The sequence below is a fragment of the Parabacteroides sp. FAFU027 genome (genome assembly GCF_022808675.1).
GTDB lineage: Bacteria > Bacteroidota > Bacteroidia > Bacteroidales > UBA7332 > CAXXIC01.
This window is the reverse complement of sequence record NZ_JAKZKV010000007.1, coordinates 1-24,515: the sequence shown is the minus strand read 5'-3', so window position 1 is coordinate 24,515 and position 24,515 is coordinate 1. Positions and strand designations below refer to the sequence as shown.

Sequence of the window (24,515 nt, the reverse complement as noted above, 5' to 3'; positions counted from 1 at the left end):
TCCAAGTGAAGCCAAAACCAAAAAAATCAAGGTCTCATGAAACGTTTCTTTTTAATCATAATCGCAACCTGTCTGTTCTCGGTGAGCAGACTCTTTGCTCAGGATGCATCTGATATTGAGACTGCATTCCAGAAAGCCAATCTCTCGCTGATGTCTGACCAGATCAGTTCGTCAGTCGATCTGATTTTACCGTCAGAAGATTCATCTGTAAACCACGATGAGTGTGTGATTTTGGTTACGCGCTTTTTGCGTTCCGTTTCACCGAAGGATTTTACTATTATTCACCAGGGGAATCGTGGCGAAACCAAGTTTATGGTCTGTTCTTTAACGACAGCACGGGGAAATTACCGCGTGCACCTGCTCTTCAAAAAAGTAAATACACAATATCTAATCAGCCAGATACGAATCGAACCTTCCAATGAATGAATTAATCGATCAATTGATTGACATTGCCCTTAGAGAAGATATAGGCGATGGCGATCATAGCACATTTTGTTGCATTCCCGAATCTGCCACAGGCAAAGCAAAACTATTAGTTAAAGATCCCGGTGTGATTGCCGGTGTTGAATTGGCTCAACATATTCTTAAACGTTTTGATCCTACTCTCAAAGTCGAAGTCTTCATTCAGGATGGAGCTGAGGTAAAACCCGGAGATATCGTTTTTACCGTTGAGGGAAAGGAGCGTTCGCTTCTGCAAATAGAGCGTCTGATGCTTAATGTAATGCAACGCATGAGTGGTGTGGCCACCACCACCCGCTGTTATGTAAACGAACTTGCCGGTCTTAAAACCAAAGTGCTGGATACCCGCAAAACCACTCCCGGCATGCGTCTTATAGAGAAGGCAGCTGTGAAAATCGGAGGTGGTGTAAATCACCGCATCGGCCTTTATGATGCCATTATGCTGAAGGATAATCACATTGACTTTGCCGGAGGAATCAGGAATGCGATTCTTCGTGCTCAGGAATATCTGAAGGAAAAAGGGAAAGATCTGACCATTGAGGTAGAAGTTCGTTCGATGGAAGAACTTGAAGAGGTCATGCAAACAGGCGGCATCAACCGTATTATGCTCGATAACTTTACTCCCGAGCTGACCTGCAAAGCCGTTGATCGCATAGGTGGTAAATATGAAACGGAATCGTCAGGTGGTATTACTTTCGAAACTCTTCGTCAGTATGCTGAATGTGGCGTTGACTTTATTTCTGTAGGGGCATTGACCCACTCGGTAAAGAGTCTTGATTTAAGCTTTAAGGCTTGCTGATAACACTACCCGACAGTTTCGGGAAATATATTATTTCCGGGCGATATCCTGATTTCCAGACCAGGTATCGCCCGGTTCCTTATTATTGCTGATCCGGAGTCCTGATTGCATGAGTGAACATATTCCATTGATGCTTAGTATAATATCTTACAGGTATTGAAATTTACGACAAAAGCCAATCCGAAGTTCCATATTATGTTGGTTACATTCCTGACATTAAAGGTTGCACCAATTTCAGGTCGTATTGCCCATTTGTTCAGGTCAGAGCTTATACCGCAACCCAAATTTCCACCCCAATACGAATAATGCTCCCTGTTAAGTGCTAAATCGAGTTTAGTACCTGTGGTTACATCAAATCTGTTTGAAATATTAAAAGATAGTATCAACCGGGGACCAATGAACTCATAGTGAGTGTTTCCTGAAAAATAGCTGCTGACATCCAACGCACCGGATAGTATGTCTTCTTTAAGTGTAATACGTGGTGATATTGCGACATAATTAAAGTCACCTGACATATCTTTATTATTTTGCATGAATCGTTCGTACCTGACTTTCAGATCGAATGTTTTGTTAATCCCATATCCCAATCTGACACCTACGTGGTTTGTACCTAAAATTTCCGATGGTAACAGGACATCGGAGCAAGACTTATGAAGGGAGTAATTGACAGTACACTCCATATCTCCTTTGTAGATAATATTGGCTTTTTCATAATATGTGTTGACAATCTGGGCTGTAGAAGCAAAACAGCCGAGAAAAAAGAGAATGGATGTAAGAATCAGAGCTTTTGTACTTCTGGTCCGGATGAGAAATTGTCGTTGTGTATTCATATTCTGCCGAAGTTTATTGTTCAATAGTACTGACCAAAAGGCCAAACCTAACAGGTTTTGAAAACCTGTTAGATTTCGTCTCATTATCCATACATATTCTATTTCACCCGTACATATTTTTCTATAAAGTGGAAAAGGATCGCTCTTCCGTCTTCATTGTACGGTCCGGTCTGAATCAGCGAATCACCTTTAATTTGTACATTGTACAAAGGCTTTTTGCCAAAATATTTAATCGCATCCGGAAAGTGGCTATCCAGTGTTTCCTCCAGGTTATTTCCTTTCAATACGTACTTTCCGCAAACTCCGCTATTTCCTGGCTTATTGTTATTTATGGACTGATATACGGCCATAAAATAACCTTTGCAGAATGTTTTCCATTGGAAATCTCCATCTTTTGCCGAAAACTGAGACATTAACGAATCCAAATGGTAGTATTGAGCATGTACCATTTGCCAGGTACCTTCGATAGGAACAGCTTTTTTCAGTCCATAGCTCAACGTTGCAGTGATTGCAACGATAAGCAGAGTAATAAATCGTTTCATAGTTTAAATGTTTAGGGTTGAATTGATTGTTGTAATATCTCTTTTCCAGATAATACACGGGATTTACAGTATATTCATAAACAAAGGTTTTAAGAGTCCGACTGAGATTCCGGTTCCGGATGCACTTGTTTGCGGGAGCAAGTGCGGAGTCCTGTTAAATCTCTGTTTGTTAATGGGCGTTGATTGGCAATCTTATGTATAAAACAATCCTGTAATATAGAAAGTTGTGGTTTTTAGGCGATAAGAGTTTAAGAGCCTGTTTAAATTTTACCGAAACATTTTCATAAAGGAGAAGAGTCTCCTTTCTTTGCTCCTTTTTTAGTCTCTTTTGGGCATATTTTTCACTTTCCTTTCTTGATTTAGCCCGCTGAATCTGCGAAATCAAAGCAAAAAATCTACCTCAAAATAGTCCTGAAAAAGTATCGCAATAAAATTTAAACAGGCTCTAAAATGAAATAAGCCGGGAATTTGTTACAAATAGATCTTCTGAATATTTACCCATAAATAACCTCTTATCCTATGAAAATAACCGGGCGGAATAATATCGTGCTTATCTGTTGTTTTTGTTACATCTTGCAGAACAATGAATTAAGATATACTTCATGTTATTCAGTATAACGGATCATGCTATTGTGAATCTCAAGAAGATACGGTCGGTTCGACTTTCATGACCGGAATGCCGGATATTTACAAGGGATACCTTTTCTCGGTAGATATGGAAAAAGCCCTGAATCATTACTTTAAAACAAAAGCGTTTTCAGAGATCCGGAACTCATAAGACTCCCTAATGTCAGCATTTGAACCTGAATTTGCCCCGGGAGGCTTAGTTATGGAAGATATGATTTCAATATCTGGTTGCTTTAGGGCTGATCCAGACTGATAGAAGGACTAAAACCTGACAGATCTTTATTACCTGTCAGGTTTTACTCATTAACTACTCAACGAAGGCTTCATTCTATAAATTCACTTTTTCTGTGATGCTTCCGACTTTTACGATATAGGAACCTTTGGGTAAGTTAATAGTCGTAGTTCCTTTCTGGCTATTTATTGTTTTGATAAGTGTACCAGATATTGAGAAAACTTTAATAACCTCGTCTGTAACTTTTTCTACAATGATCAGACCATTTGAACTGTAAATATTATATAGCTGAGCCTTTATTGGTGTGATTCCCAGAGAGATTACCTTATAAAATTCAGACCAGTAGAGGGCTGTTTGATAGGCCGTAATAGAACCACTAGGAACAATAAGTAGGCAATTTGATTTATTCACCTGATTAAAGGTATAGCTGGAAATTGTTGGAGGCACAGGGTTTGTGGATTTAATTTCCATCAAACCACTACAGCCCTTAAATGTGTAATCGTCTATTTTTTTGATATTTTGGGGTAAATACAACTCTGTGAAGTTTTTACAGTCTTCAAAAGCATTCCAGTAGATATAGGTAACCGTTCCCGGTATTTTTATACTACCGGTTAATCCACTACATCCCCTAAATGTGCCATAATAGATCATAGAGAGGGAATCGGGAATGGCTAAGCTACCATTTAAGCCTTTACAACCGGAGAATGCATAAGCATCTATTGTTTTAACAGAGTTTGGAATGATAAGATTTCCGGTAAAACCTGAGCATCCGGCAAATGCCGACCATCCAATTGCCTGAACAGAGTTTGGAATGACTAAATTGCCACTTAGACTACTACATCCCTGGAAAGCATCATAACCAATTGATTTGATAGTATTAGGAATAGTCAGATTACCGGTCAGTCCAGTACAACCTTCGAAAATACCGTTGCCAATTGAATCTATGGCAGATGGAATACTTAATTCCCCGGTAAATCCAGAACAACCGGCAAAAGCATAATCGCCGATATATGAAACCGAATCCGGAATCAATAAACTACCGGTTAATCCGCTGCATTGCCCGAATGAGTGATTTCCGATTGATTTTACAGATTTCGGAATGGTTAAGTCTCCTTTAAGTCCGGAGCAGCCATCGAAGGCATTGTCTCCAATCGCTGTCACAGAGTCTGGAAGATATAAATTACCGCTAAATCCGGAGCAATAAGCAAAAGCATTGTTACCGATTGTTCTAACTACCCCCGGGATCGTTAAGTTACCGGTTAATCCACTACATAAAAAGAACACACTGTCATTAATCATTGTAAGTGAATCGGGGATAATTAAATTTCCGGTTAAGTTACTGCAGCCGTAGAATGCATATTTCCCGATATTTTTCACCGAATTAGGTAACATTAAACTGCCTGTTAATTCATAGCATGCGGCAAAAGTACCATCACCGATTGTTTTTAAAGAGCGAGGAATAGTCAGCTCACCGTCTAACCCGGAACAATATGCAAATGCACCATCCCCAATTGAAGTTACTGAGTTGGGGATATTAAGACTACCAGTTAATTGGATACAATACGCAAAAGCTCCTTTACCAATATAAATTACAGAATCTGGAATCATCAGGTTTCCGGTTAATCTCATACAATAAGCAAATGCCATGCTTCCGATTGAGGTGATTGAGACTGGTAGTTTAATTGTTTTGAGAAGAACCGGATCTGAATAATAATAGTAGTAATCTGGATAATCTTCATCGGGTTTAGAGAATGAATATACGGGCATTTCGTTTACCGGATAATAGGATAAAGTATTAGAATTGGTACCTTCTGTTCCAGTATAAGATGCAATTTTTACACCAGATAAGTCCAGGTTAATTAATGCACTCATGCTGTCCCGCATAAATCTTACGTCTCGGGCGTCAATAAAACCTATCACAGTTAAATCTGTAATTGTGTCAGCTTCATTAATGTTGAGTAGATTGCATAATGTTCCTGGTGTGATTACATCAATGACTTTTCTTATGGTAAAATCCTGTTCTATAATATTAGAAAAATCAGACCAGTAGGTTGCCGATTTGTAGGCTGTTTTTGATCCTGTAGGGACAATAAGCTGACAACTGTTTTTATTTATTTGATCAAACGGATTTGCATACGAATAAATCAGAGGTGGTACAACACTGGCCGACATTATTTTTTTTAGATTGTTGCAGGGGCCGAATGTCAGATCGTATATCTGTTCGATGTTTTGAGACAAAAATAATTCAGAAAAACCATTACATCCATAAAAAGCCTTCCAATCAATTGTTGAGACAGAATTTGGAATTGTTAGTCTTCCAGTGAATCCACTGCAACCATTGAATGCCTGGTAACTGATAGTTCTTACCTGATTAGGGATTGTTAGATTTCCTGTCAGACCGCTACATCCCTGAAATGCCTCAGAGCCGATAGTCTTGAGGTGATCCGGTAAAATCAGGTCTCCGGTTAGTTTGTTGCAGTTATAAAATGCATGATTACCAATAGTTGTTACAGTCTGGGGTATTTGGACGATTCCTTGTTTAGCCAGTGGACATTGAATTAAAAGGTTTTGATTTTTATCCAATAACATACCATTTGATGATGAGTAATATGCATTATTATCATCAACCAGGAATTCTGAAATTCCCCAACATTCATCAAAAGCATTTGATTCAATAGATTTAACGGATGATGGAATTGATACTCTTCCAGATAATCCGCTACATCCTCGAAATGCCCAGTCTTCTATAGTATCAATGGAAGATGGAAGCACTAAATCTTCGGTAAATCCACTGCAATAACTAAATGCATCACTACCTATTTTTTTTACTGAATTTGGAAGTGTTAGATTTCCTGTAAATCCTTTACATTCAGCGAATGCTGATGATTCAATGGTTATGACTGAGTTAGGGATTGTCAGATTTCCTGATAGACCGCCACATCCGTAAAAAGTGCCGGATTCAATTTTAGTCAGTGAATTTGAGAGCCTTAAGTTGCCGGTAAATCCGTAGCAATAACCAAACGCATAGCTACCAATTCTTTTTATTGAATCAGGAATAATTAAATTTCCGCTTAAACTACTACATCCCTGAAAAGCATTTTTACCAATATATTTGATGTTTGGAGGAAGGGCCAAACTGCCTGTCAATCTGCTACATCCAATGAAAATCCCTGATGAAATGGAATCTAATGTTGCCGGTATAATGATATTACCAGTTAGTCCTCCACACCAAGAAAAAGCATATTCTCCAACGGCTGTAACAGCATTAGGCAAAGTTAGGCTACCATAAAATCCATTGCAATTTGAAAAAGCGGATTTTCCAATCACTTTCACTGAATTTGAAATAGTCAGGTTGCCACTAAATCCGTTGCAGGAATAAAAAGCATAATCCCCGATCATACAGACCGAGTCAGGAATTATCAGGTTTCCATTAAATCCATAGCAATAATAAAATGCGTAATCACCAATTGATTTTACGGATCCGGGAATGACAAGGTTGCCAGTCAATTTTGAGCAATAGGCAAAAGCACTATTACCAATTGAATTTATGGTGGAGGGTAGTTTGAATGATTTGAGATTGCTTTTATTGTTATAATAGGAGTATGTACCTGGTGTACTGAATGCGTAAACAGGTAATTCATTAGCAGGATAAGTGGTCAATGAGTCAGTATAGGTACCCCCTTTTCCAGTATATGACACTATATTGACTCCTGATAAGTCCAGATCGGTAATAGAAACGAGACTGTCACGTATAAGTTTAATATCTCGTGCATCTATAGTGCCGGTCAAAGAAAGAGATGATATAATTGATATGTCAAATGCATTAAGTAAAGCACCCAGAGTCCCGGGTAGTATTACATGAATTTTCTTACTGAATCCAAAGTCCTGCTCTGTTATATTGGTAAACGCTGACCAATAGGTTGCAGATTGGTAAGCTGCTGTTGATCCTGTCGGAACGATCAGTTGAACGGCTGATTTATTTACCTGGTCAAAAGTGTAAGAGCCTATTGACACTGGTTGTGTATGGACTGATACTATTTTGGTCAATCCAGTACAGGAACTAAATGCCCAATCATAAATGGATATTATACTTGGAGGGATAATTAATTCCGTGATACCAGAACATCCACTAAAAGTGTTCCAATTGATAGTTGTCATAGATTTAGGAAACGATAGACTTCCTGATAATCCACTACATTTACCAAAAGCATTTTGCCCAATTTGGGTTACAAAATCAGGGATTGTCAGATTGCCGGATAAATTTTTACAATTGTAGAACGCATTATCACCAATAGATTCGATAGAGTTAGGCATAATCAGGTTGCCGGTTAATCCGGTACATCCCTGAAATGCATTACTACCTATCGTTTTAACTGCGTTTCCAATTTTAAGATATCCATTAAATCCACTACAATAACTGAAAGTGCCAGGTTCAATATTGGTTATGAAATCAGGTATGATCAGATTTCCAGTAAATCCCGAACACCAGTTGAAAGCAGAACTGCCGATATATGTGACTGATTCGGGAATAGTCAAATTGCCCGATATTTTGTTACATCCATTAAAAGCATAGGCTCCAATTTGTTTAACCGAAGCGGGTATAATTAAATTTCCGTTAAGCCCCTTACATTGCTCAAAACAATAATCCCCTATTGAAGTTACCGAACCGGGTAGAGTAAGGTTTCCTGTAAATCCTGAGCAATACGAAAAAGCACCATTTCCGATTGTTATGAGAGAATTTGGTAGATTTAAATTGCCTTTAAGTTTAGTACAATGATTAAAGGCGTAATTGCCTATTGTCTTTACAGAAGACGAGAAAATTAAATTGTCTGATAGTCCACTACACATTGAGAATGCATAATCTCCGATACTTGTGACAGCATTGGGTATTACTAAACTGCCAGATAGACCGGTACAATCTGAAAAAGCATAATTCCCAATTGTATGAACAGAATCGGGGATTATTAAACTACCGGTCAGTCCTTTACAGTATGCAAAAGCGTAATCCCCGATTGAAGTAATTGAAAGGGGAAGTTTTATAGTCTGGAGATAAGTATTGCCGTTTTGATAAGAATCAACTTTTCGAAAAGAATATATTGGCATTTCGTTTACCGGATATGTGGTCTGGATATTTGTATTTGTACCCAGTGTTCCCGTATAAGCTGATATATTCACCCCTGACAGATCCATATTAGCCAATACAGTCATGCTGTCCCGCATGAACCTTACATCCCGCGCATCAATAGTACCTGTTACTGTGAGATCGGTAATTGTTGCAGCTTCAGTATATGAAAGTGAGTCTTTTAATGTCCCTGCTGTGGTCAGATGGATAGTTTTGGGTTGGGGTATATTTGCAAAAAAGTCTGACCAATAGGTTGCCGATTGATAGGCCAGTTCTGAACCAGAAGGAACAATAAGTTGGCAGCTTGTTTTATTTACCTGATCAAAGGTACTGCCATAAATTGTTGGAGGTACAGGATTATTGTCTGTTATTTTCTTCAATCCGGTGCATGAAGCAAAAGCCCAATCTGATATAGTAGCTAAACTTTTGGGCAAAAGTAAGTCAGTAAATCCGGTGCAATTAAAGAAAGCCTTATTTCCAATCGAAATCACAGAATCCGGAATTACTAAGCTTCCTGTGAGTCCGTTGCACTTATAGAATGCATTATTGCCAATTGAAGTCACTGAGTTTGGTATCGTTAAATTTCCAGTTAATCCATAGCATCCGGCGAAAACGCCATTGTTTATCGATGCCACAGATTTTGAAATTGTTAAACTACCCATTAGCCCGCCACAATAGAAAAAAGCGCTATCTCCGATTGAGATTACCGAATTAGGAATGGTTAAGCTACCTTTTAGCCCTTTACAATAGAAAAATGAGCTCTTCCCGATTGAAGTTAAAGAATTGGTAAAGGATAAATTACCCACTAATTCAGGACAGTAATAGAAAGCAAAATCGCCTATTGAAGTTACTGAGTTTGGAATATATAAACTGTCTGTCAGTGTATAGCAATTATAAAAGGCGAAATCTCCAATAGATGTAATTGAAATGGGGAGTTTTATACTTTTTAGTGTGGTTTTTCCTAATGGTGAAACGGGCCTTCTAAAAGAATATTTTGGTATTTCATTGGCGGGATAGATTGTTGTATTAGTTGAATAAGTTCCGTCCGTACCCGTATAGGCAGCAATACACACTCCCGACAAATCCAGGCTTGCCAATACAGTCATACTGTCCCGCATAAACCTTACGTCGCGGGCATCAATGAGCCCGGTTAAGGAAAGATTTGCAATCGTTGCAGCATCAGTATGGGAAAGTGAGTCTTTCAGTGTTCCCGCTGTGGTCAGATGAATAGTTTTGGGTTGGGGTGTTTTTGCAAAAAAGTCTGACCAATAGTTTGCTGATTGATAAGCCAATTCAGAACCTGGAGGGACAATCAGTTGACAGGTGTTTTTATTTACCTGGTAGAAAGTCCAACTATAAATTGTAGGAGGAATCGGATTAGCTATTGTTATCTTTTTCAAACCGCTGCATGATGCAAATGCCATATCTGATATTTCGGATAAACTTTGGGGTAAAAATAATTCAGAGAAGCCGGTACAAAGATAGAAAGCACCAAATCCGATCGTTGTCACGGTGTTCGGAATGATTAAGCTGCCTGTTAGACCTTTACAATCGTAAAAAGCAGAATCCCCAATCGTTGTAACCGAATATGGGATTGTTAGGTTTCCTGTTAGTCCCTCACAGGCACCGAAAGCTCCATTGCCAATTAACTTGACCGAGTCTGGGATTGTGAAGCTTCCACTCAGCCCACTGCACAAAAAGAACGTATAATTCCCTATTTGGGTTATTGAGATAGGTAATTTTACATTTTTGAGGGAGACTTTGCCGGAGTATGTGTACGGATTGCAGAATGAAAAAATGGGCATTTCGTTAGCCGGATAGGTAAATGATTCATTTATAGTGCCTTTTATTCCTGTATAGGCTGTTATATTGACTCCGGACAAATCCAGATTGGCCAACATAGTCATACTGTCCCGCATTAACATCACATCGCGGGCATCAATAGTTCCCGTTACAGTGAGATCGGCAACCGTTTGCTTTTCAGTTGCGGAGAGTAGGCTGCTCAGTGATCCCGCAGTATTCACATTTACTGTTTTGGAAACCTGCCCAAAAGCAACTATTGCCAACAGGGCAAAACCGAAGGAGACGATTGTTTTTTTCATGGCATTTGAATTTTTGTTTAGGTTAAATTGCATGTGCAGAAGGTGATAAAAAACGAGCGTTTTATATTCTGTACACTATATCATTTTACACATTCCACTTTCTGATAATTATTTCCGACTTTTACAATATAAGTCCCTTTAGGTAGGTTGATTGTTTTGATTATTTCCCGGTTATTAATTGTTTTGACCAAAACTCCGGAAAGAGTGAAAACCTCAATGGACTCATTCGTCGCATTTTCGATAATGTTTTGACCATTTGAGCTATAAACTTTGCAGATATCAGTTTTGGTTGTAGTTATACCGGCGGATAAGTCCTGTTCCGTGATATTGGTAAATTCTGACCAGTAAGGTGCTGCCTGATAAGCTGTCCTTGCACCTATGGGAACAATCAGTTGGCAAGTGGATTTGTTTACCTGTTCAAAACTCGAGCTTTTGATTGATGGAGGTAAAGGATTTGCCGACTTGATTTTCTGCAAACCTATGCAACCGCTAAAAGACATGCCTGAAATATATTTAGTGCATTTGGGAAGAATCACCTCTTTAATGGACGGACATTGGTCGCATACAGTGTATGGTATTGTCGTAACAGTTTCAGAAAATTGAACCTTCCCATCCAGTCCGGGGCAATCATAGAATGTGTACCATCCGACAGTTGAAACAGACTCTGGAATAATTAAATCACCGGTAAAGCTTTTACATCCTGAAAAGGAATAATCTTCTAAGTTGGTTACCGAACCGGGAATAGTAATTTTACCGATAAGTCCCTCACAATACTGAAATGCATAGCTCCCGATATAGGTGACTGAATTGGGAATAGACAAAATTCCACTTAATCCTGTACAGTAATTAAACGCCAAATCTTCAATTCGGGTTACAGAATTGGGAATAATCAGGCTGCCGGTCAGACCAGCACACCAGGCAAATGAATTTTTTCCGATGATATTTACCGTTCCCGGAATCTCGTAATTTCCTGTTTTGCCACAAGGATACAGAATGAGCAGAGTTTGATTTTTGTTGAAGAGAACTCCGTTTGTTGCAGTGAAATAGTTATTTCCATCTTCTACAATGAATGCTGTAATACCACTACATAATCCGAAAGGAACGGCATCGATTTGATTAACAGATTTAGGGATAATGATAGTGCCGGTCAAACCGGGACATTCGTAAAAGGCAAGATATCCGATAGATTTGAGATTGCCGGGTAGAGTGAGACTACCTGTTAGTCCGGATTGATAAAAAGCGAATTGTCCGATTGATGTTATTGAAGCAGGGAGTTTGATTGTTTTGAGTGAAGTCTTTTCGTAAAAGGCATATTCAGAAATTTGATTTGCCGGGAAAGATGAAGAGTAAGAGGGGCCGGCATCACCTGAATAGGAAGTGATATTTATCGAACTAATATTCAGATTCGTAAGCATCGTCATATTATCCCTCATAAATTTAAAATCCCGAGCATCAATTGTCCCGGTTACTGTGAGATCGGTTACTGTTGCTTTTTCAGTTGAGGTTAACAAAGTATTGAGGGTGCCGACTGTGGTCACGTTCACGCTTTTTGAAACAGCTCCGTTAGCAATTGCAGCCAATAGAACAAAACAGAGGATAAGGAATAGTTTTTTCATGGCTTTGAATTTTAGATAGGAGTATATTCTACTACTGATAAATTAGTAAAGTGTACAGTATTCTCCTTTAATAGTCAATATGGAAATATTTCGTTTGATCTTTTTCTGACCTCTTTTTGCATGAATGTATAACTCCATTTGTGATGAGAATAGGTTGATGGCCAGATCAACAGGCATCCAATACCTATTGGAATTAATCCGCTATATATGAAGATATCGCCAACTGCTTCATTAGATATTTGAATTGTTTGAAAACCATGATTTGAGGCTCTTTTTTCAGGAGCAGACCTGATAAATAACCCAATTACAGATACTGAAATTCCACTTAATATATTACCTACTCCATATCCATGATACTTATAGTACTTTATATTTGATATATCCGTGATATTCAATGTGTCGCCCTTAATGATGATTCGGGTAAATTCCCCGGTTTTCTGTTCAAAATACATTTTGAAAGGACCACTAAAAGATTGTTTATCATCCATTACTACCTTGATTCTTTTCCCTTCCGGTATATTAATCTTTGCACTCGAGATTTTATTCTTTATGACCAGGTAATTCTTTATCTCATACTGGCAGAACCCTTCAGAGAGAAAAGCTAAGGACATAAAAACGATAAGAATATTGGTTTTCATACATTTGTCGTTTATGACTTGGGTTTTGATGTTCTATGTAATGTGTTGATATACAATGTAAATTCAACGCAAAAGCTCACGACAGAGTAGTCATTGAAAGATGCCAGATTTTTCATTAATCCGAATTCAGAGCGTATAGCCCATTGATCTGGATTAACGCTGAATCCGCATACAAGATTCATTCCCCGGTAAGGCCCTTTATTCTCATTTAACGAAATATCAAGTTTGGTCCCAAATGTGATGTCAAAGTACTTTGGGGCAGTATCTGAGTAAGATGCGCCATATCACTACTTCATCCGCACATATTTTTCCACAAAGTGGAAATAGATCATTCGTCCTTTTTCATCATACGGCCCTGTCTGGATTAAGGTGTCCCCCTTAATCTGTACTGTATATTGGGGCAGTTTACTAAAGTATTTGATCGCATCCGGATAATGGTCGTCCAGGATTTCCACCAGGTTAGAACCTTTCAGTTCATATTTCCCGCAAATGCCGCCATTCTGAGTCTTTCCGTTATAGATGGATTGGTTTACAGCAACGAAATAACCTTTGCTGAACACTTTCCATTGAAAGTCTCCATCTTTTACAGAGAATTGAAACATCAGTGAATCCAGGTGGTAGTATTGGGCATGTACCATTTGCCAGGTTCCTTCGAGAGGCACAGCTTTTTGCTTTCCATAGCTAAGCGTCACAGTTATTGCAACGATAAGCAGGGTAATAAATCGTTTCATAGTTTTAGAATTTAAGTTGTTGTGATTTGTAATCTTCTGGCTTATTTCAGGGAACTGACTTTGTTTTTCTTTTGAGGAAAATTAAAATAGAGGCCAATATTTAGCTGTTTAGTCCCAAATAAAGACTTGTATTTATAATTGACTGGAATTAACGGTATATACTGGATTTGCAATTTGACATATTCCCAACCGCCTCGTACTGTAAAAGACGGTTCAAAAAATAGAATATTCTTGTGTTGAGACAAAAACCAAATTCTGCCATACTCACTTAAGGATGGATCCAGATTAGTTTCTACACTATAAAATCTCAAATAATCAAACTGAGTGCCTACTGCTAAATCAAAACAACTAGAGGTGTATCCAAGTGAAGTTTGGATAAATTGTTTTGAAGCCGATAATCTTGACGTGTAGTTTTGATTAGTATATCCGAAGTCATTTGGTGAATATAGGGGGTATGTGTATGAATGATGTTCACTTATACTTCCCAGTCCGGCGTATGTTTCAAAAACAAATGATTTTTGGAAGGCCTTATAGTACCCGATAGCTCCATTAAATCGCGATTGTTTGCCTCCTGTTGCATCACTGGAGGATGAAAACGTATAATCTGACATTAATGCAAATTGATTCGATATGGAATATGCAATACCGGCATTCAATCCATCAGAACCATCATCCCCAAAGGTAAGCCCTCCCGTCAAACGAAGATCATGCTTTTTCGTAAATAACGGAATTTGCTGGAGACCGGGTGAATAGTAATAATGTGCACAACTGCTCATTATGACGGGCAATATGCAGAGAATAAAAAAAACGCTCTTTTTCATGGCTCAAAGATTGAAGATGCAAGTAAATTTCAATCTGGTATGGCTGTGAAGTCTGAAGGTTGAGAAAACAAAAAACGACATAGAGTCAGCTGCAGCATTCAAGCTTTAGTTGCTTTTCTACGTCGGTTTAATATCTCTTCAATTCATCGCTTGATAAGCGGAATGAATTAATGGATTTTCAATCACATGCACCTGGGTCCTTAGTCCGATATTTAAAGTTGCTGGTTCTTTAGAAAAATAGCCATCGGTGTGGGTTTTGTAGTAGCTATATAAAATAAAACAATCAGACCATTGATGTTGTTTGCTCTATCCGGTTAGTTGCCGACAGAATTTCTTAATCATCTATGGTCTGAGGATGTAAGTCCGGGAAATAATAAGAACGGAATAAATAGATATATTTTTCTGTAGTTAAGGTTTAGGTCAAGGTCAAAGATTATTGTTATAACATCCGGAGTTACATATAGAATAATCATATATAGTACACGACTTGATTCTGAACTGGCATTATAGAAAAAATGAAGTGCACTTCCCCTCTAAATTGTGTGGTCTCCAGGAATTAGGTTCATAAATTGTCCTATGATACTAGCCATTCAGAAGCGCACTTCCCATTCTGTTCATGCGTGGTATTCTATTTCCATACGAAGATACAACATTCTTTCCCCCGAAATCAATACTACCAAAGTAGTATTTTTAGCTCAGACAATTAGTTTTTTGCACCTGGTGGGGGCTTAATGAAGTACCAGATTGTTGTATATTATATGGTGTTGTGATTTGCACTGGTTATTTTCAAAAATGACAGGTGGCTTCAGGACTTGTATATATATTGGACGTAAACTCTTTACTTTTCAGATATAGATCTTTTATGTATTGAATATCATTTAGATATTGTGCCTAATCTTCCGATTGTAACTTTATTTCGAAATGAATGGTCTGTGTATTATTAACCTTAATTTATAGCCGATTGTATTTTGTCTGTTCAAAGGATGGCTATTCTTTCTGATTATTGTTGTTGAACTTATTCTAACCCAAAAAACTGAGAACGTATGAAAACTTCTATTTTAAAGATAGTTATTGTGGTCATATATCTGACAAGTTTATCCTTAAGAGCGGCTGATGTGATATATCTGGGGAAATATGATGATATCACAACTGTAATTGCAAATAAGTCAAGCTATCTGGGAAAAGATGTAGTAGTAATTATTCCACAAGGTTACACTAATCCGTTATCAACCAATTTTACAAGCATCAATACACTGGCCGAAAATACCCGGATAACCTTCAGAGGGGATGGTACAATGCCTGTCTTGAAACTCAGACGGTTAAATCCTCCACCTAACCTGGCTGCACTGACATTTGAAGACCTGACAATTTCAGGGGCAATGAGTGATCCTACCCAAAATTACATCATTAATGTAGCCAGTTCTACTGTACTTATCGATACTATTGCATTTTCTAATTGTAATATCTCGACATTTCGCTCATTGGTCCGTTTTCAAAGTACAGATACGTTGGTACCTCAGAGGGTAAAAAATATTTTTATCACCAATTGTAAAATAAGCAACTTCGCTGATTATGGTGCCATTTATAATAATAAAGTGGGTAGTTATATGGATCGGATTAAAGTGAAGAACTCAACGTTTTATGGATTCGGATTAACTGTGTTTTATTTACAGACGAATACAGGACAGTTGGAGCTGTCAGATTGTACATTTGACAATACAATGTTATTATCTTCCGGAGCAAATATCAGATACCTGATTGATTTAGGTACATCACAGAAGACTCCCGTAACCATTTCAAATTGTATCTTCGGTAAATCGGGGAATCCTTCGGTTTGTATTCGTTCATCCGGAACATTGAATATTGATAATTCATATATCACAACTGACTTTTATGCTGCCGATTCTATGAAAATCTCTGATATAACAGGGGCTTTTACTACTTATCCGGGTGAATCAACGGATATTTTCACAAGTCCGTCTTCATCAACACCCGGAGCGACATTTGTAAATCATGGTATTAACTACAGGATAAAAGATAACAGTTTTGCCGGAGCTAATAGTGCTGGTGATCCCCGGTGGTATATGAATGTCATAGATCCGATTCCCAATTCAGGTTTTGAAAATTGGGAATTGGTATATGCCGATTACGGAAAATTTGTAATGCCTAAAGGTTGGTTTGTAGCTGGGACGGCAGTACAAACATCAGATACACAGTCGGGAAGGTATGCCTTAAGACTTCAAAATAATATTTCCGGCTTATATTACACAGACAGGTCTGGTTTAGCCAATACTGCTCCGCCAGCGGGAGGTGATTGGGGTGCAATGTGTCCGGCTTTTGAAGTGAGTAAAAGGCATACCTCATTGAATGGATATTATAAATTCATTCCTGCAATCACAGGTGATTCCTGCCAGTTTTTTGTCTTCATGTATAAACATGGATTTTTAGAATCACCTGATCCTGAATATCCCTTAATGGGTTACGCTATTAAATGCAAAGAACCTGTTTCAACCTGGGCTCCTTTCTCTATTGATTTAGATTATTTTGATGATACTTCGATTCCTGATAGTGCATGTATTGGGATATTTGCTTATAAAATGTATGACATAAGTACTGGTTATCACTATGAACCTTTGGGTAACTCAATACTATATGTCGATAACTTATCATTTGATGGTTTCCCGGCGACTGAGGTAAATAACATCAGGGATAGGGTGAAAGAGATTACTGTTTATCCAAATCCGTCAACCACAGAATTGTACATTGAAATGCAATTGGCTGATGCACACTATACAATAAGATTGTATGATACCTCCGGCAAGTTTGTCAAAGAAGTGTTTTGTGGCAACAGTGGAGGCAGAAAACAAATGAAAGTAGATATCAGCAATATTCCATCAGGTGCTTATTTACTAATGATTACCACTGATGAAGGGTATTGTTGCAGGAAAATCATGGTGAAAAAGTAGTTGTTTATGAAATCAATACTCCTTTTATTTAGCAGCATCCTTTTGTGTGCATATTTGCAGGCTCAAATACCCGCATTTCCGGGAGCAGAAGGCAGCGGTATGTACACATCCGGGGGAAGAGGAGGGAAAATCTTATATGTTACCTCCCTGGCAGATGATGGCTCGGTAGGGACATTACGCTGGGCATTAAATCAGACTGGTCCCAGGATTATTATGTTTAAAGTGGCAGGAGTAATTCCTTTGACCAACAAGATTCAAATCACGAATGGCAATCTTACCATTGCTGGTCAAAGTGCGCCGGGGGATGGCATTTGTTTGAAAAACTATCCGGTATTGGTATCGGCCAATAATGTTATTATCCGCTTTATGCGTTTCAGGATGGGCGATGAAGCAGCGGCAGTCAATCCTACCTTTGGCTGGGATGGGGCTGATGCGATATGGGGGCGTAATTTGTCTAATGTAATCCTTGATCACTGTTCCATGAGTTGGAGCATAGATGAGTGTGCCTCCTTCTATGATAATAAGAATTTTACTATGCAGTGGTGCATACTGTCTGAGAGCTTGCGTTATTCGTTTCATACAAAAGTTTCACACGGCTATGGTGGTATATGGGGAGGTGCACCTGCCAGCTTTCACCACAATCTCCTGGCTTGCCACGATAGTCGTAATCCCCGTTTTTGTGGAAGCCAGAATACCAATAATCCGTCAATTGAAAAGGTCGATTTCCGAAACAATGTCATCTACAATTGGGGTAATAATTCCGGTTATGGTGGGGAAGGAGGATCTCATAATATCATCAACAATTATTACCGTTCAGGTCCGGCAACAAGGGTAGGAGAGGTCAACTACCGGATTTTTAGCCCCTGGCCTGACGATGGATCCAGTAGCCAACCGGCAGGGGTGTGGGGCGTTTTTCATCTGAGTGGAAATGTGATGAAGAATAGTCCGTTTGTTACTGCTGATAACTGGTTGGGATTTCAGCCGTATTATCTTGGTACAAAACCTCTGTCTGACCTTCAGTTATTTACTCCGTTTCCAATGGCTTATGTAACTACTCAATCTGCGGAAGATGCCTATCTCCGTGTAACATCTTATGCTGGAGCCAGTCTGAAGCGTGATGCGGTCGATTCCAGGATTATAAATAATGTATTGAATGGAACTATTTCCTGTAGTGCTGGAAGCAATGGGAGTACAGGTGGCCTGATCGATTCTCAGAGTGATGTGGGCGGATGGCCTGCCTATAACTTTAACCCTGAAGATGTACCTACTGATACGGATAAAGACGGTATGCCCGATAGTTGGGAAACTGCACATGGTCTTGATCCGAATAATCCGGCAGATGGGCCGTTAATCTCCTCCGGTGAAAGCTACACTAACGTTGAGGTATATCTTAATGAACTGGTAAAACAGATTACTGATTCTCAAATGGCAAATTCTTCTGGAATTGTAAATTCAACTGTAAATTCATTGAGGATTTATCCCAATCCGGTAACAGATGGGGATATTATCTGTATCGCATCGGACGCGCCAATACAACGGGTGCAGATTTTCTCAATTGAAGGTCTTAAAGTTATAGAAGTTAATATCCCGGAAAATGTATCTTCAATTCCAGCCCGGGGATTCAATGCCGGAGTTTATGTTATATTAGTCACTTTGCAAAACGGATTTATTATTCAGAAAATGGTAATCAAAGAGTAGTTGAATTTGTAAATAAAAACGCCCCACAGCCATTACAGCTGCGGGGCGTTTGATCATTACTCTTTTTACAATAGCATCGCCTCATGCAAACTCTTTCCCGGCAAAAAAGGCATTGCATACGGTGTAACCTGACAGGTTTTCAAAACCTGTTAGGTTTCATTACTTTGCCGTACTATCAGTTTCACTCTTTGTTGCAGATGAACTGCTGTCAGTAGAGCTCGTATTGTCAGAGCTTGTGGAAATGCTCGAAACAGCGTTGTTGTAGTTCTGCATCAGCGTTTCTGCCAGATTTTTCCAAATCTCCTGCTTGTTTACAATCGAAGTAGCATGGATCCATTCGTAATAGTTATTGATGGCATCCGTCAGATCTTCACGCATACCCGTAGCCGACTTGGTAACATTGATGTCTTTCTGGTCGGAGTCACGGTCAACGTATTGGTCTACAAATGATTGTTGCAGCTCCTCCACTTTTGATTTCCAACTGGATAGATTAATGGCATTGAGAGCATCAGTGTACTTTTGCTCTCTAAGCTTTGCCAAAAAAGTGTTGATCACACCAGTCTGTTCGCTGATAATGGTTTTAGTCAGACTTCTACCGAAACTGGTGAATACCGGATAGAGCAGGTTTGCTGCATCCCGTTCAGCCTGAATCGGTGATTTAGTCAGGTTATAGACTATGCCCTTGAAGCCTGAAATAATTCGGCTACGCTCTGCTGAAATCGCTGTAAGCGATTGGTTCTGCGAGCTGTAACGGCTCCTGGCGATGGCAAGTGTGAATAAGGCATCCTGATTCACTAACTCCTCAAATACAGCACCTTGCTGTGCCTCGGGGATTCCTGACTTGCGCACTGCGCCAATCAGATTGATGGATAACGTTGACAATTTACGAATTGTCAGTTTTGAAGTAGAAAAATTTCTCATACAAAAATAGTTTAATTAATACTTGAGATATAACTCACGGAAAAAATTGAGTTGACGACGTATTCTACAGGAGGAACAGATAATCATTCGGCCAACAGATAGGTTTAATAAATTCCACCGGAAATTGATCGACCAACGGATTGGTTTGACAAAACCCAACGTAAAATGCTCTGACTAACGGGTCGGTTTCGCTAATTTCACCGGAAATTGATTGACCAACGGATTGGTTTGACAAATTCCAGCGTAAATTGCTCCGACCAATGGGTCGGTTTGGCTAATTCCACCGGAAAATGATCGACCAACAGATTGGTTTTGCAAATTCCATCGTGAATTGTTCCGACCAACGGGTAGGTTTTATTAAATGCACTGTTTTTTAATCCAACCGAAAGAATGTTTGTGTCAGGTAGCAGTATAAAACACCCGTATATAAATATCGAATAGCCCAAACCGCCATTGAATTACAAACTGTTGCTTATCAGTTGTCTTTGTAAAGCACTTGCATCAGGCCGGGCATGCAATAGCTTTACATCTTCCCGCAAAAAAATTTCAAAGAACGCCATTATCTCATTGCATATACGACTTAATAAATGATTCAGCAGCTTTTGCAATTTGATAATTAATGTTGATTGATTAACCGTGTCAATTCAACCCTTAGCCCTCATTCTGTAAACAGTGTTGAAGACTATATTGCAAAGGTAAGCAGATTATTTTATTTAGAAAACAATTGAATGTGAAATTAACAACTAAAATTTTACATTTCTGCTTTTTATCGTGTATGTGTATTTAATAGGTTGAAAAACAGTGTAATAAGGTGTTCGTTGTTGTGGCGTAGTATCTCGGGTATTGATGGGGGCAATGAGAATAGTAAGATGATGATGAGTTTTTTGTTGAGAATTATACCTTTAGGGACGAGCTGATAAATGTGGCGGTATTTGATATTGAGTCTAAATAATGCGGGTTTTGGTATAAAGCAAAATGTGAGAGATTGAAAGATTTAAAAGAGGAATAATAATGAATTAATAGAGAATAGTGGAGGCAAAGTGTAAAAATGTAAGAATATTAAGTGGTGGGTGAGGTGTGGCTGTATAAATATTGAGGGTGGCTTTTTTCGAACGGGTCGCTCATAGAGACCCGTTCGATACGATGCTGAAGGTCTGTTATTCAAAACCTGACAGGTCTCAAAGACCTGTCAGGTTTTCCAGCTACATCATCGAAGTACGATTGATTAAATAGACTTACCACCGCAACCCGCAAACCTGTCAGCGTGCTTGCACCTGACAGCGTTAGAAAAAAATTAAACGCTGACAGGTCTATCGACGCTGTCAGGTTGTGGGAAACGAATCGGAGTGCGATTTAATATCGCACCCCGAATAATAAGATCGTTTGATTCCCCTCCCTTTTCCGATGAGCGAAAGGGAGGGGAGCGTCTTAAAGAGGGTGTCCCAAAAGTCAATTCTGACAAAATTGAACTTACAAAATGATAGTTGAATCGTTCTTGCCGCCCCTAATTGGCTCCGCCGATCTACGATTCCCCTAAAGGGGACTTTGAAGAGTGGTATTTCGGAGCTAATTTGCACTTCAGAACTTTAGGGCTTGGGGCAATTCATACTTACAATTTGTAACTTTTTAAATAGCCTATTTCTCTTTTGGGACACCCTCTTTGTTATCATCAATTCAGTTACTTTGAATCTATTTTCTTTGAAAATTCCTTACTGTTCTTTTTCAATGCTGTTTGTAAACATGAGTACTCCCAGTTGTTCTGTGGGTATTTCTTTGGTCTGGAAATTAAACCACCAATTGCTAATGGAACTATTCCCACACCCAGCGTGGAATAAGCTATGGCGTCTGCTGGGATAATTTCCAAATGCGAATCTGATTTATTTGAAGATAACAACCCTAACAATCCTATCGAAGAATAAATAGCTCCTAGAGCTATTAGGGTAATACTTGCATCCTGACGTGAATTATAACTGATGTATGTTATTTCACTTGTAAGGAGTGTGTCTCCCTTAATGATTATACCGGCTAACTCCCCGGTTTCCTGATTCAGGTCAAGGTGAAATCTCCCCTTGTGTGATTCCATGTCGGCCATTACGACTTTAATTTTCTTTCCTTCGGGGATTACAGTCCAGGCTTTGCTGGTTTTACTCTTTATAACCAGATAATTCTTTAGCTCATTTTGGCTAAAGGAAGGTGATATAATCGCGAGAAGGAATAGTGTAGTTACAATGATTGTCTTCATTTGAATGATTGTTTAAGGTAGGATGGGGGTGAAGCAAAAAACAGATAGACCGAAAGCTTATTAGCTTTGTAGCAGATACAGAAACTACCGGCGCAGCTCCTGCAAAAACCCTTTTCTATAAAACCCTTCTTTATATAGCAGGTTTATCGCGCCGGTAGTAATGTGGAAAAACCTGACAGGTCTCAAAGACCTGTCAGGTTTAGTTTTAATTTACCAGATTAATTATCTGGGTGTGTAAATTACTTTTCCGTTAATCACATTGTCATCGAGTGTCAGTCGGTAGAAGAGTATGCTGCCCGGGATAATATTCGCAGCAGGTACATATTCTATCTTGTACAGCTCGTTGGCTTTGATCTGTGCATCGTAGATAGTAGCTACTTTCAGACCACTTGCATCAAATAGCTCGATCCTTGCCCGTGTATCTTTCGTCCATTGCAGATCGAAGTAGAGTCGGTCTTTGAATGGATTTGGATATGCCTTAAACATGTTTTCAGGGGCTGACTCGGAAGTCAGGTCTTGTTGCATGTCGGTAGTGGCGGATTTAGAGATGGTCGTACATTTTCCTCCTCCTGCAACATACACATTACTACCTGTATTTACAGCTTGAAGTTTTGTTGTTGAGCTTGCTTTATCCCAGTTACTAGAGAACCAAACACCTCCAGCTTTACGATAAAGTGTTATTGCTATTTCTTGGTCACAAGCATTCTGGAATGCTACCATTTGGAATGTTGCTCCACCTTCAATAGCTACTGTAGACAAATCTGAAAGCTGTTCTACCAAATTAGCTTTAGCACTGAACGTACCAGTTGCGGTAGGTGTACCTACATTCAATAGCGCAATTGCATTTGTCGTAATTATGTATGTATGCATTTTTGAATCAAGAATGCCATCTTTCGTATAATAACTACGAACTAATATTGTTACCTTTCCTTTCGGATTCGTACCGGATTTTGTATATTGAATATCAAATTCATAATCAGTATTCAATCCTTTAGCTCCGCTAATATAACCCGAAGAGTTAGAGTTTAGCATACTACTACCACCAGTAATATATCCACCAGTTACAGGTTTTGAAACCGTAACAATTGATTGTGATAATGCGTCACCCGGATTATTTGTATATGCCCCGGTTACTTTAATCGCAATTTGGAAACTGGCAGCATTTGCTGAACCGATATTCAACTGAACAATTGCACTAGCAGCACCAACACTTCCATCTGTTACATCAATCAGTCCAACTGGTAAATTCTGCGCACTTGGTATAGCTGTATAAGTGGTACCATTGACAATGTAGAATGAAACCTTAGCACCACGAACGTCACCTTTACCTTTAAGTGAACAAGTATCTTGAATCACAGCTGTCATCGTTAATGTTGCAGTACTGGTATTTGTTCCGGTAGTCCAAGCAAAACCATCACCGGTATAAAAACCAGTTGCATTGTATGGAGTTGCAGTTCTTGGATCAACCGTTAGTTTTGGACTACCAACTTCACTTCCTGAGTAATTTGGATTTGATGAAATGAAATTACATTTGACATCATAAGTTGCAGGTAAGTTTTTAACTTGGACAATCATCATAGCCTGTACTGAACCATCAGTAACTCCTGGGATAGGTACAACACTTGCACTGCCATATTCTTTATCACCAATCATGAATTTAACTTCACCTGTTAATGGACTACCAGTATTTAGAGGTTTAATCTGGGCAGTCAGAGTTAAATAATCCATATACCTTACCCTTTCGGCACTTGTACTAAGTAATGTTGTGGTTGTCGCTTGTGTAATTTTTGCAGTGGCAGTTGCTGTTGTATTAAGCAATTTATAGTTCGTGGCAATAGCCCCGCTTATAGAAATTCCATATACAGTTACAGCTTTGTTAGTGCCTACTTCTGAACCGTCTAATGGACCAACACCATCAGGATCATCAAAAGACGCAGAAGTATAGCTTGCTTCAACATTATCGCCTGAAACTTTGTCCGTTGTTAAATGTACAACTACTGTTGTATTACCATCGTAGGTTTTATCATCGGCTGTTGCTGATACAGTGAGATCACGTTGTGTTATGTTGGCAGTCGTTGTGTTTACCGAAGTCAGACTGTAATTGCTTGCGTCAGTACCGGTCAGGGTTGCACCAGTTAAGGTTACGACTTTGTCAACGCCCCAGTTTTT

14 protein-coding genes are annotated in these 24,515 nt (G+C 39.0%); 4 read left to right on the top strand and 10 right to left on the bottom strand.

The window, feature by feature from the left end; all coding sequences use genetic code 11:
• Nucleotides 1-36 precede the first annotated feature (36 nt).
• Nucleotides 37-426 (top strand): DUF4783 domain-containing protein, encoded by a 390-nt coding sequence (locus MLE17_RS11840; RefSeq protein WP_243346900.1) that lies wholly within the window; start codon nt 37-39, stop codon nt 424-426.
• A complete protein-coding gene (gene nadC / locus MLE17_RS11835; protein ID WP_243346899.1) occupies nt 419-1,258 on the top strand; it encodes a carboxylating nicotinate-nucleotide diphosphorylase in 840 nt (279 codons plus the stop codon). The genes MLE17_RS11840 and nadC overlap by 8 nt, the downstream gene beginning before the upstream one ends.
• A 134-nt stretch (nt 1,259-1,392) precedes the next feature.
• Here the strand turns inward: nadC and MLE17_RS11830 are convergent, their stop codons facing one another.
• From MLE17_RS11830 to MLE17_RS11800, 7 genes are all read right to left on the bottom strand, one after another.
• Nucleotides 1,393-2,088 carry a hypothetical protein gene (locus MLE17_RS11830; RefSeq protein WP_243346898.1) on the bottom strand — a complete coding sequence of 232 codons (696 nt, stop codon included), beginning with the start codon at nt 2,086-2,088 and terminating at the stop codon, nt 1,393-1,395.
• A gap of 98 nt (nt 2,089-2,186) precedes the next feature.
• Nucleotides 2,187-2,630 (bottom strand): hypothetical protein, encoded by a 444-nt coding sequence (locus tag MLE17_RS11825; protein ID WP_243346897.1) that lies wholly within the window; start codon nt 2,628-2,630, stop codon nt 2,187-2,189.
• Nucleotides 2,631-3,585: 955 nt separating this feature from the next.
• Entirely contained in the window at nt 3,586-10,713 is a 7,128-nt protein-coding gene (locus tag MLE17_RS11820; RefSeq protein WP_243346892.1) for a leucine-rich repeat domain-containing protein, read from the bottom strand.
• Between the two features lie 80 nt (nt 10,714-10,793).
• A complete protein-coding gene (locus tag MLE17_RS11815; protein ID WP_243346890.1) occupies nt 10,794-12,329 on the bottom strand; it encodes a leucine-rich repeat domain-containing protein in 1,536 nt (511 codons plus the stop codon).
• Nucleotides 12,330-12,403: 74 nt separating this feature from the next.
• Nucleotides 12,404-12,967, bottom strand: a complete 564-nt coding sequence (locus tag MLE17_RS11810; RefSeq protein WP_243346888.1) for a hypothetical protein — start codon at nt 12,965-12,967, stop codon at nt 12,404-12,406.
• Nucleotides 12,968-13,254: 287 nt separating this feature from the next.
• Nucleotides 13,255-13,698 (bottom strand): hypothetical protein, encoded by a 444-nt coding sequence (locus MLE17_RS11805; RefSeq protein WP_243346886.1) that lies wholly within the window; start codon nt 13,696-13,698, stop codon nt 13,255-13,257.
• Nucleotides 13,699-13,739: 41 nt separating this feature from the next.
• Nucleotides 13,740-14,519: a hypothetical protein gene (locus MLE17_RS11800; protein WP_243346884.1), complete on the bottom strand. Its 780-nt coding sequence runs from the start codon at nt 14,517-14,519 to the stop codon at nt 13,740-13,742.
• 1,043 nt (nt 14,520-15,562) lie between these two features.
• On the opposite strand from MLE17_RS11800, the gene MLE17_RS11795 reads away from it, so the two are divergent.
• The gene (locus MLE17_RS11795) at nt 15,563-17,485 is read left to right on the top strand and encodes a T9SS type A sorting domain-containing protein (protein ID WP_243346881.1); all 1,923 of its coding nucleotides are present in this window, start codon (nt 15,563-15,565) and stop codon (nt 17,483-17,485) included.
• Between the two features lie 6 nt (nt 17,486-17,491).
• The gene (locus tag MLE17_RS11790; protein ID WP_243346880.1) at nt 17,492-19,183 is read left to right on the top strand and encodes a T9SS type A sorting domain-containing protein; all 1,692 of its coding nucleotides are present in this window, start codon (nt 17,492-17,494) and stop codon (nt 19,181-19,183) included.
• Nucleotides 19,184-19,342: 159 nt separating this feature from the next.
• Here MLE17_RS11790 and MLE17_RS11785 read toward each other — a convergent pair whose 3' ends face one another.
• The 3 genes from MLE17_RS11785 to MLE17_RS11775 all read right to left on the bottom strand — a co-directional run.
• Nucleotides 19,343-20,104 carry a DUF6261 family protein gene (locus tag MLE17_RS11785; protein ID WP_243346877.1) on the bottom strand — a complete coding sequence of 254 codons (762 nt, stop codon included), beginning with the start codon at nt 20,102-20,104 and terminating at the stop codon, nt 19,343-19,345.
• A 1,678-nt stretch (nt 20,105-21,782) separates the two neighbouring features.
• On the bottom strand, nt 21,783-22,346 hold the full coding sequence (locus tag MLE17_RS11780) for a hypothetical protein (RefSeq protein ID WP_243346875.1): 564 nt from the start codon (nt 22,344-22,346) through the stop codon (nt 21,783-21,785).
• 222 nt (nt 22,347-22,568) lie between these two features.
• Nucleotides 22,569-24,515: YDG domain-containing protein (locus MLE17_RS11775; RefSeq protein ID WP_243349006.1), on the bottom strand; the 1,947-nt coding region annotated here is incomplete at its 5' end.

Bases quoted from the DNA above. Each gene is read 5' to 3' on its own strand.
- MLE17_RS11785 (WP_243346877.1), bottom strand. From the start codon at position 20,104: ATGAGAAATTTTTCTACTTCAAAACTGACAATTCGTAAATTGTCAACG.
- MLE17_RS11795 (WP_243346881.1), top strand. From the start codon at position 15,563: ATGAAAACTTCTATTTTAAAGATAGTTATTGTGGTCATATATCTGACA.
- MLE17_RS11780 (WP_243346875.1), bottom strand. From the start codon at position 22,346: ATGAAGACAATCATTGTAACTACACTATTCCTTCTCGCGATTATATCA.
- MLE17_RS11825 (WP_243346897.1), bottom strand. From the start codon at position 2,630: ATGAAACGATTTATTACTCTGCTTATCGTTGCAATCACTGCAACGTTG.
- MLE17_RS11820 (WP_243346892.1), bottom strand. From the start codon at position 10,713: ATGAAAAAAACAATCGTCTCCTTCGGTTTTGCCCTGTTGGCAATAGTT.
- MLE17_RS11830 (WP_243346898.1), bottom strand. From the start codon at position 2,088: ATGAATACACAACGACAATTTCTCATCCGGACCAGAAGTACAAAAGCT.
- MLE17_RS11805 (WP_243346886.1), bottom strand. From the start codon at position 13,698: ATGAAACGATTTATTACCCTGCTTATCGTTGCAATAACTGTGACGCTT.
- MLE17_RS11840 (WP_243346900.1), top strand. From the start codon at position 37: ATGAAACGTTTCTTTTTAATCATAATCGCAACCTGTCTGTTCTCGGTG.
- MLE17_RS11790 (WP_243346880.1), top strand. From the start codon at position 17,492: ATGAAATCAATACTCCTTTTATTTAGCAGCATCCTTTTGTGTGCATAT.
- nadC (WP_243346899.1), top strand. From the start codon at position 419: ATGAATGAATTAATCGATCAATTGATTGACATTGCCCTTAGAGAAGAT.
- MLE17_RS11810 (WP_243346888.1), bottom strand. From the start codon at position 12,967: ATGAAAACCAATATTCTTATCGTTTTTATGTCCTTAGCTTTTCTCTCT.
- MLE17_RS11815 (WP_243346890.1), bottom strand. From the start codon at position 12,329: ATGAAAAAACTATTCCTTATCCTCTGTTTTGTTCTATTGGCTGCAATT.
- MLE17_RS11800 (WP_243346884.1), bottom strand. From the start codon at position 14,519: ATGAAAAAGAGCGTTTTTTTTATTCTCTGCATATTGCCCGTCATAATG.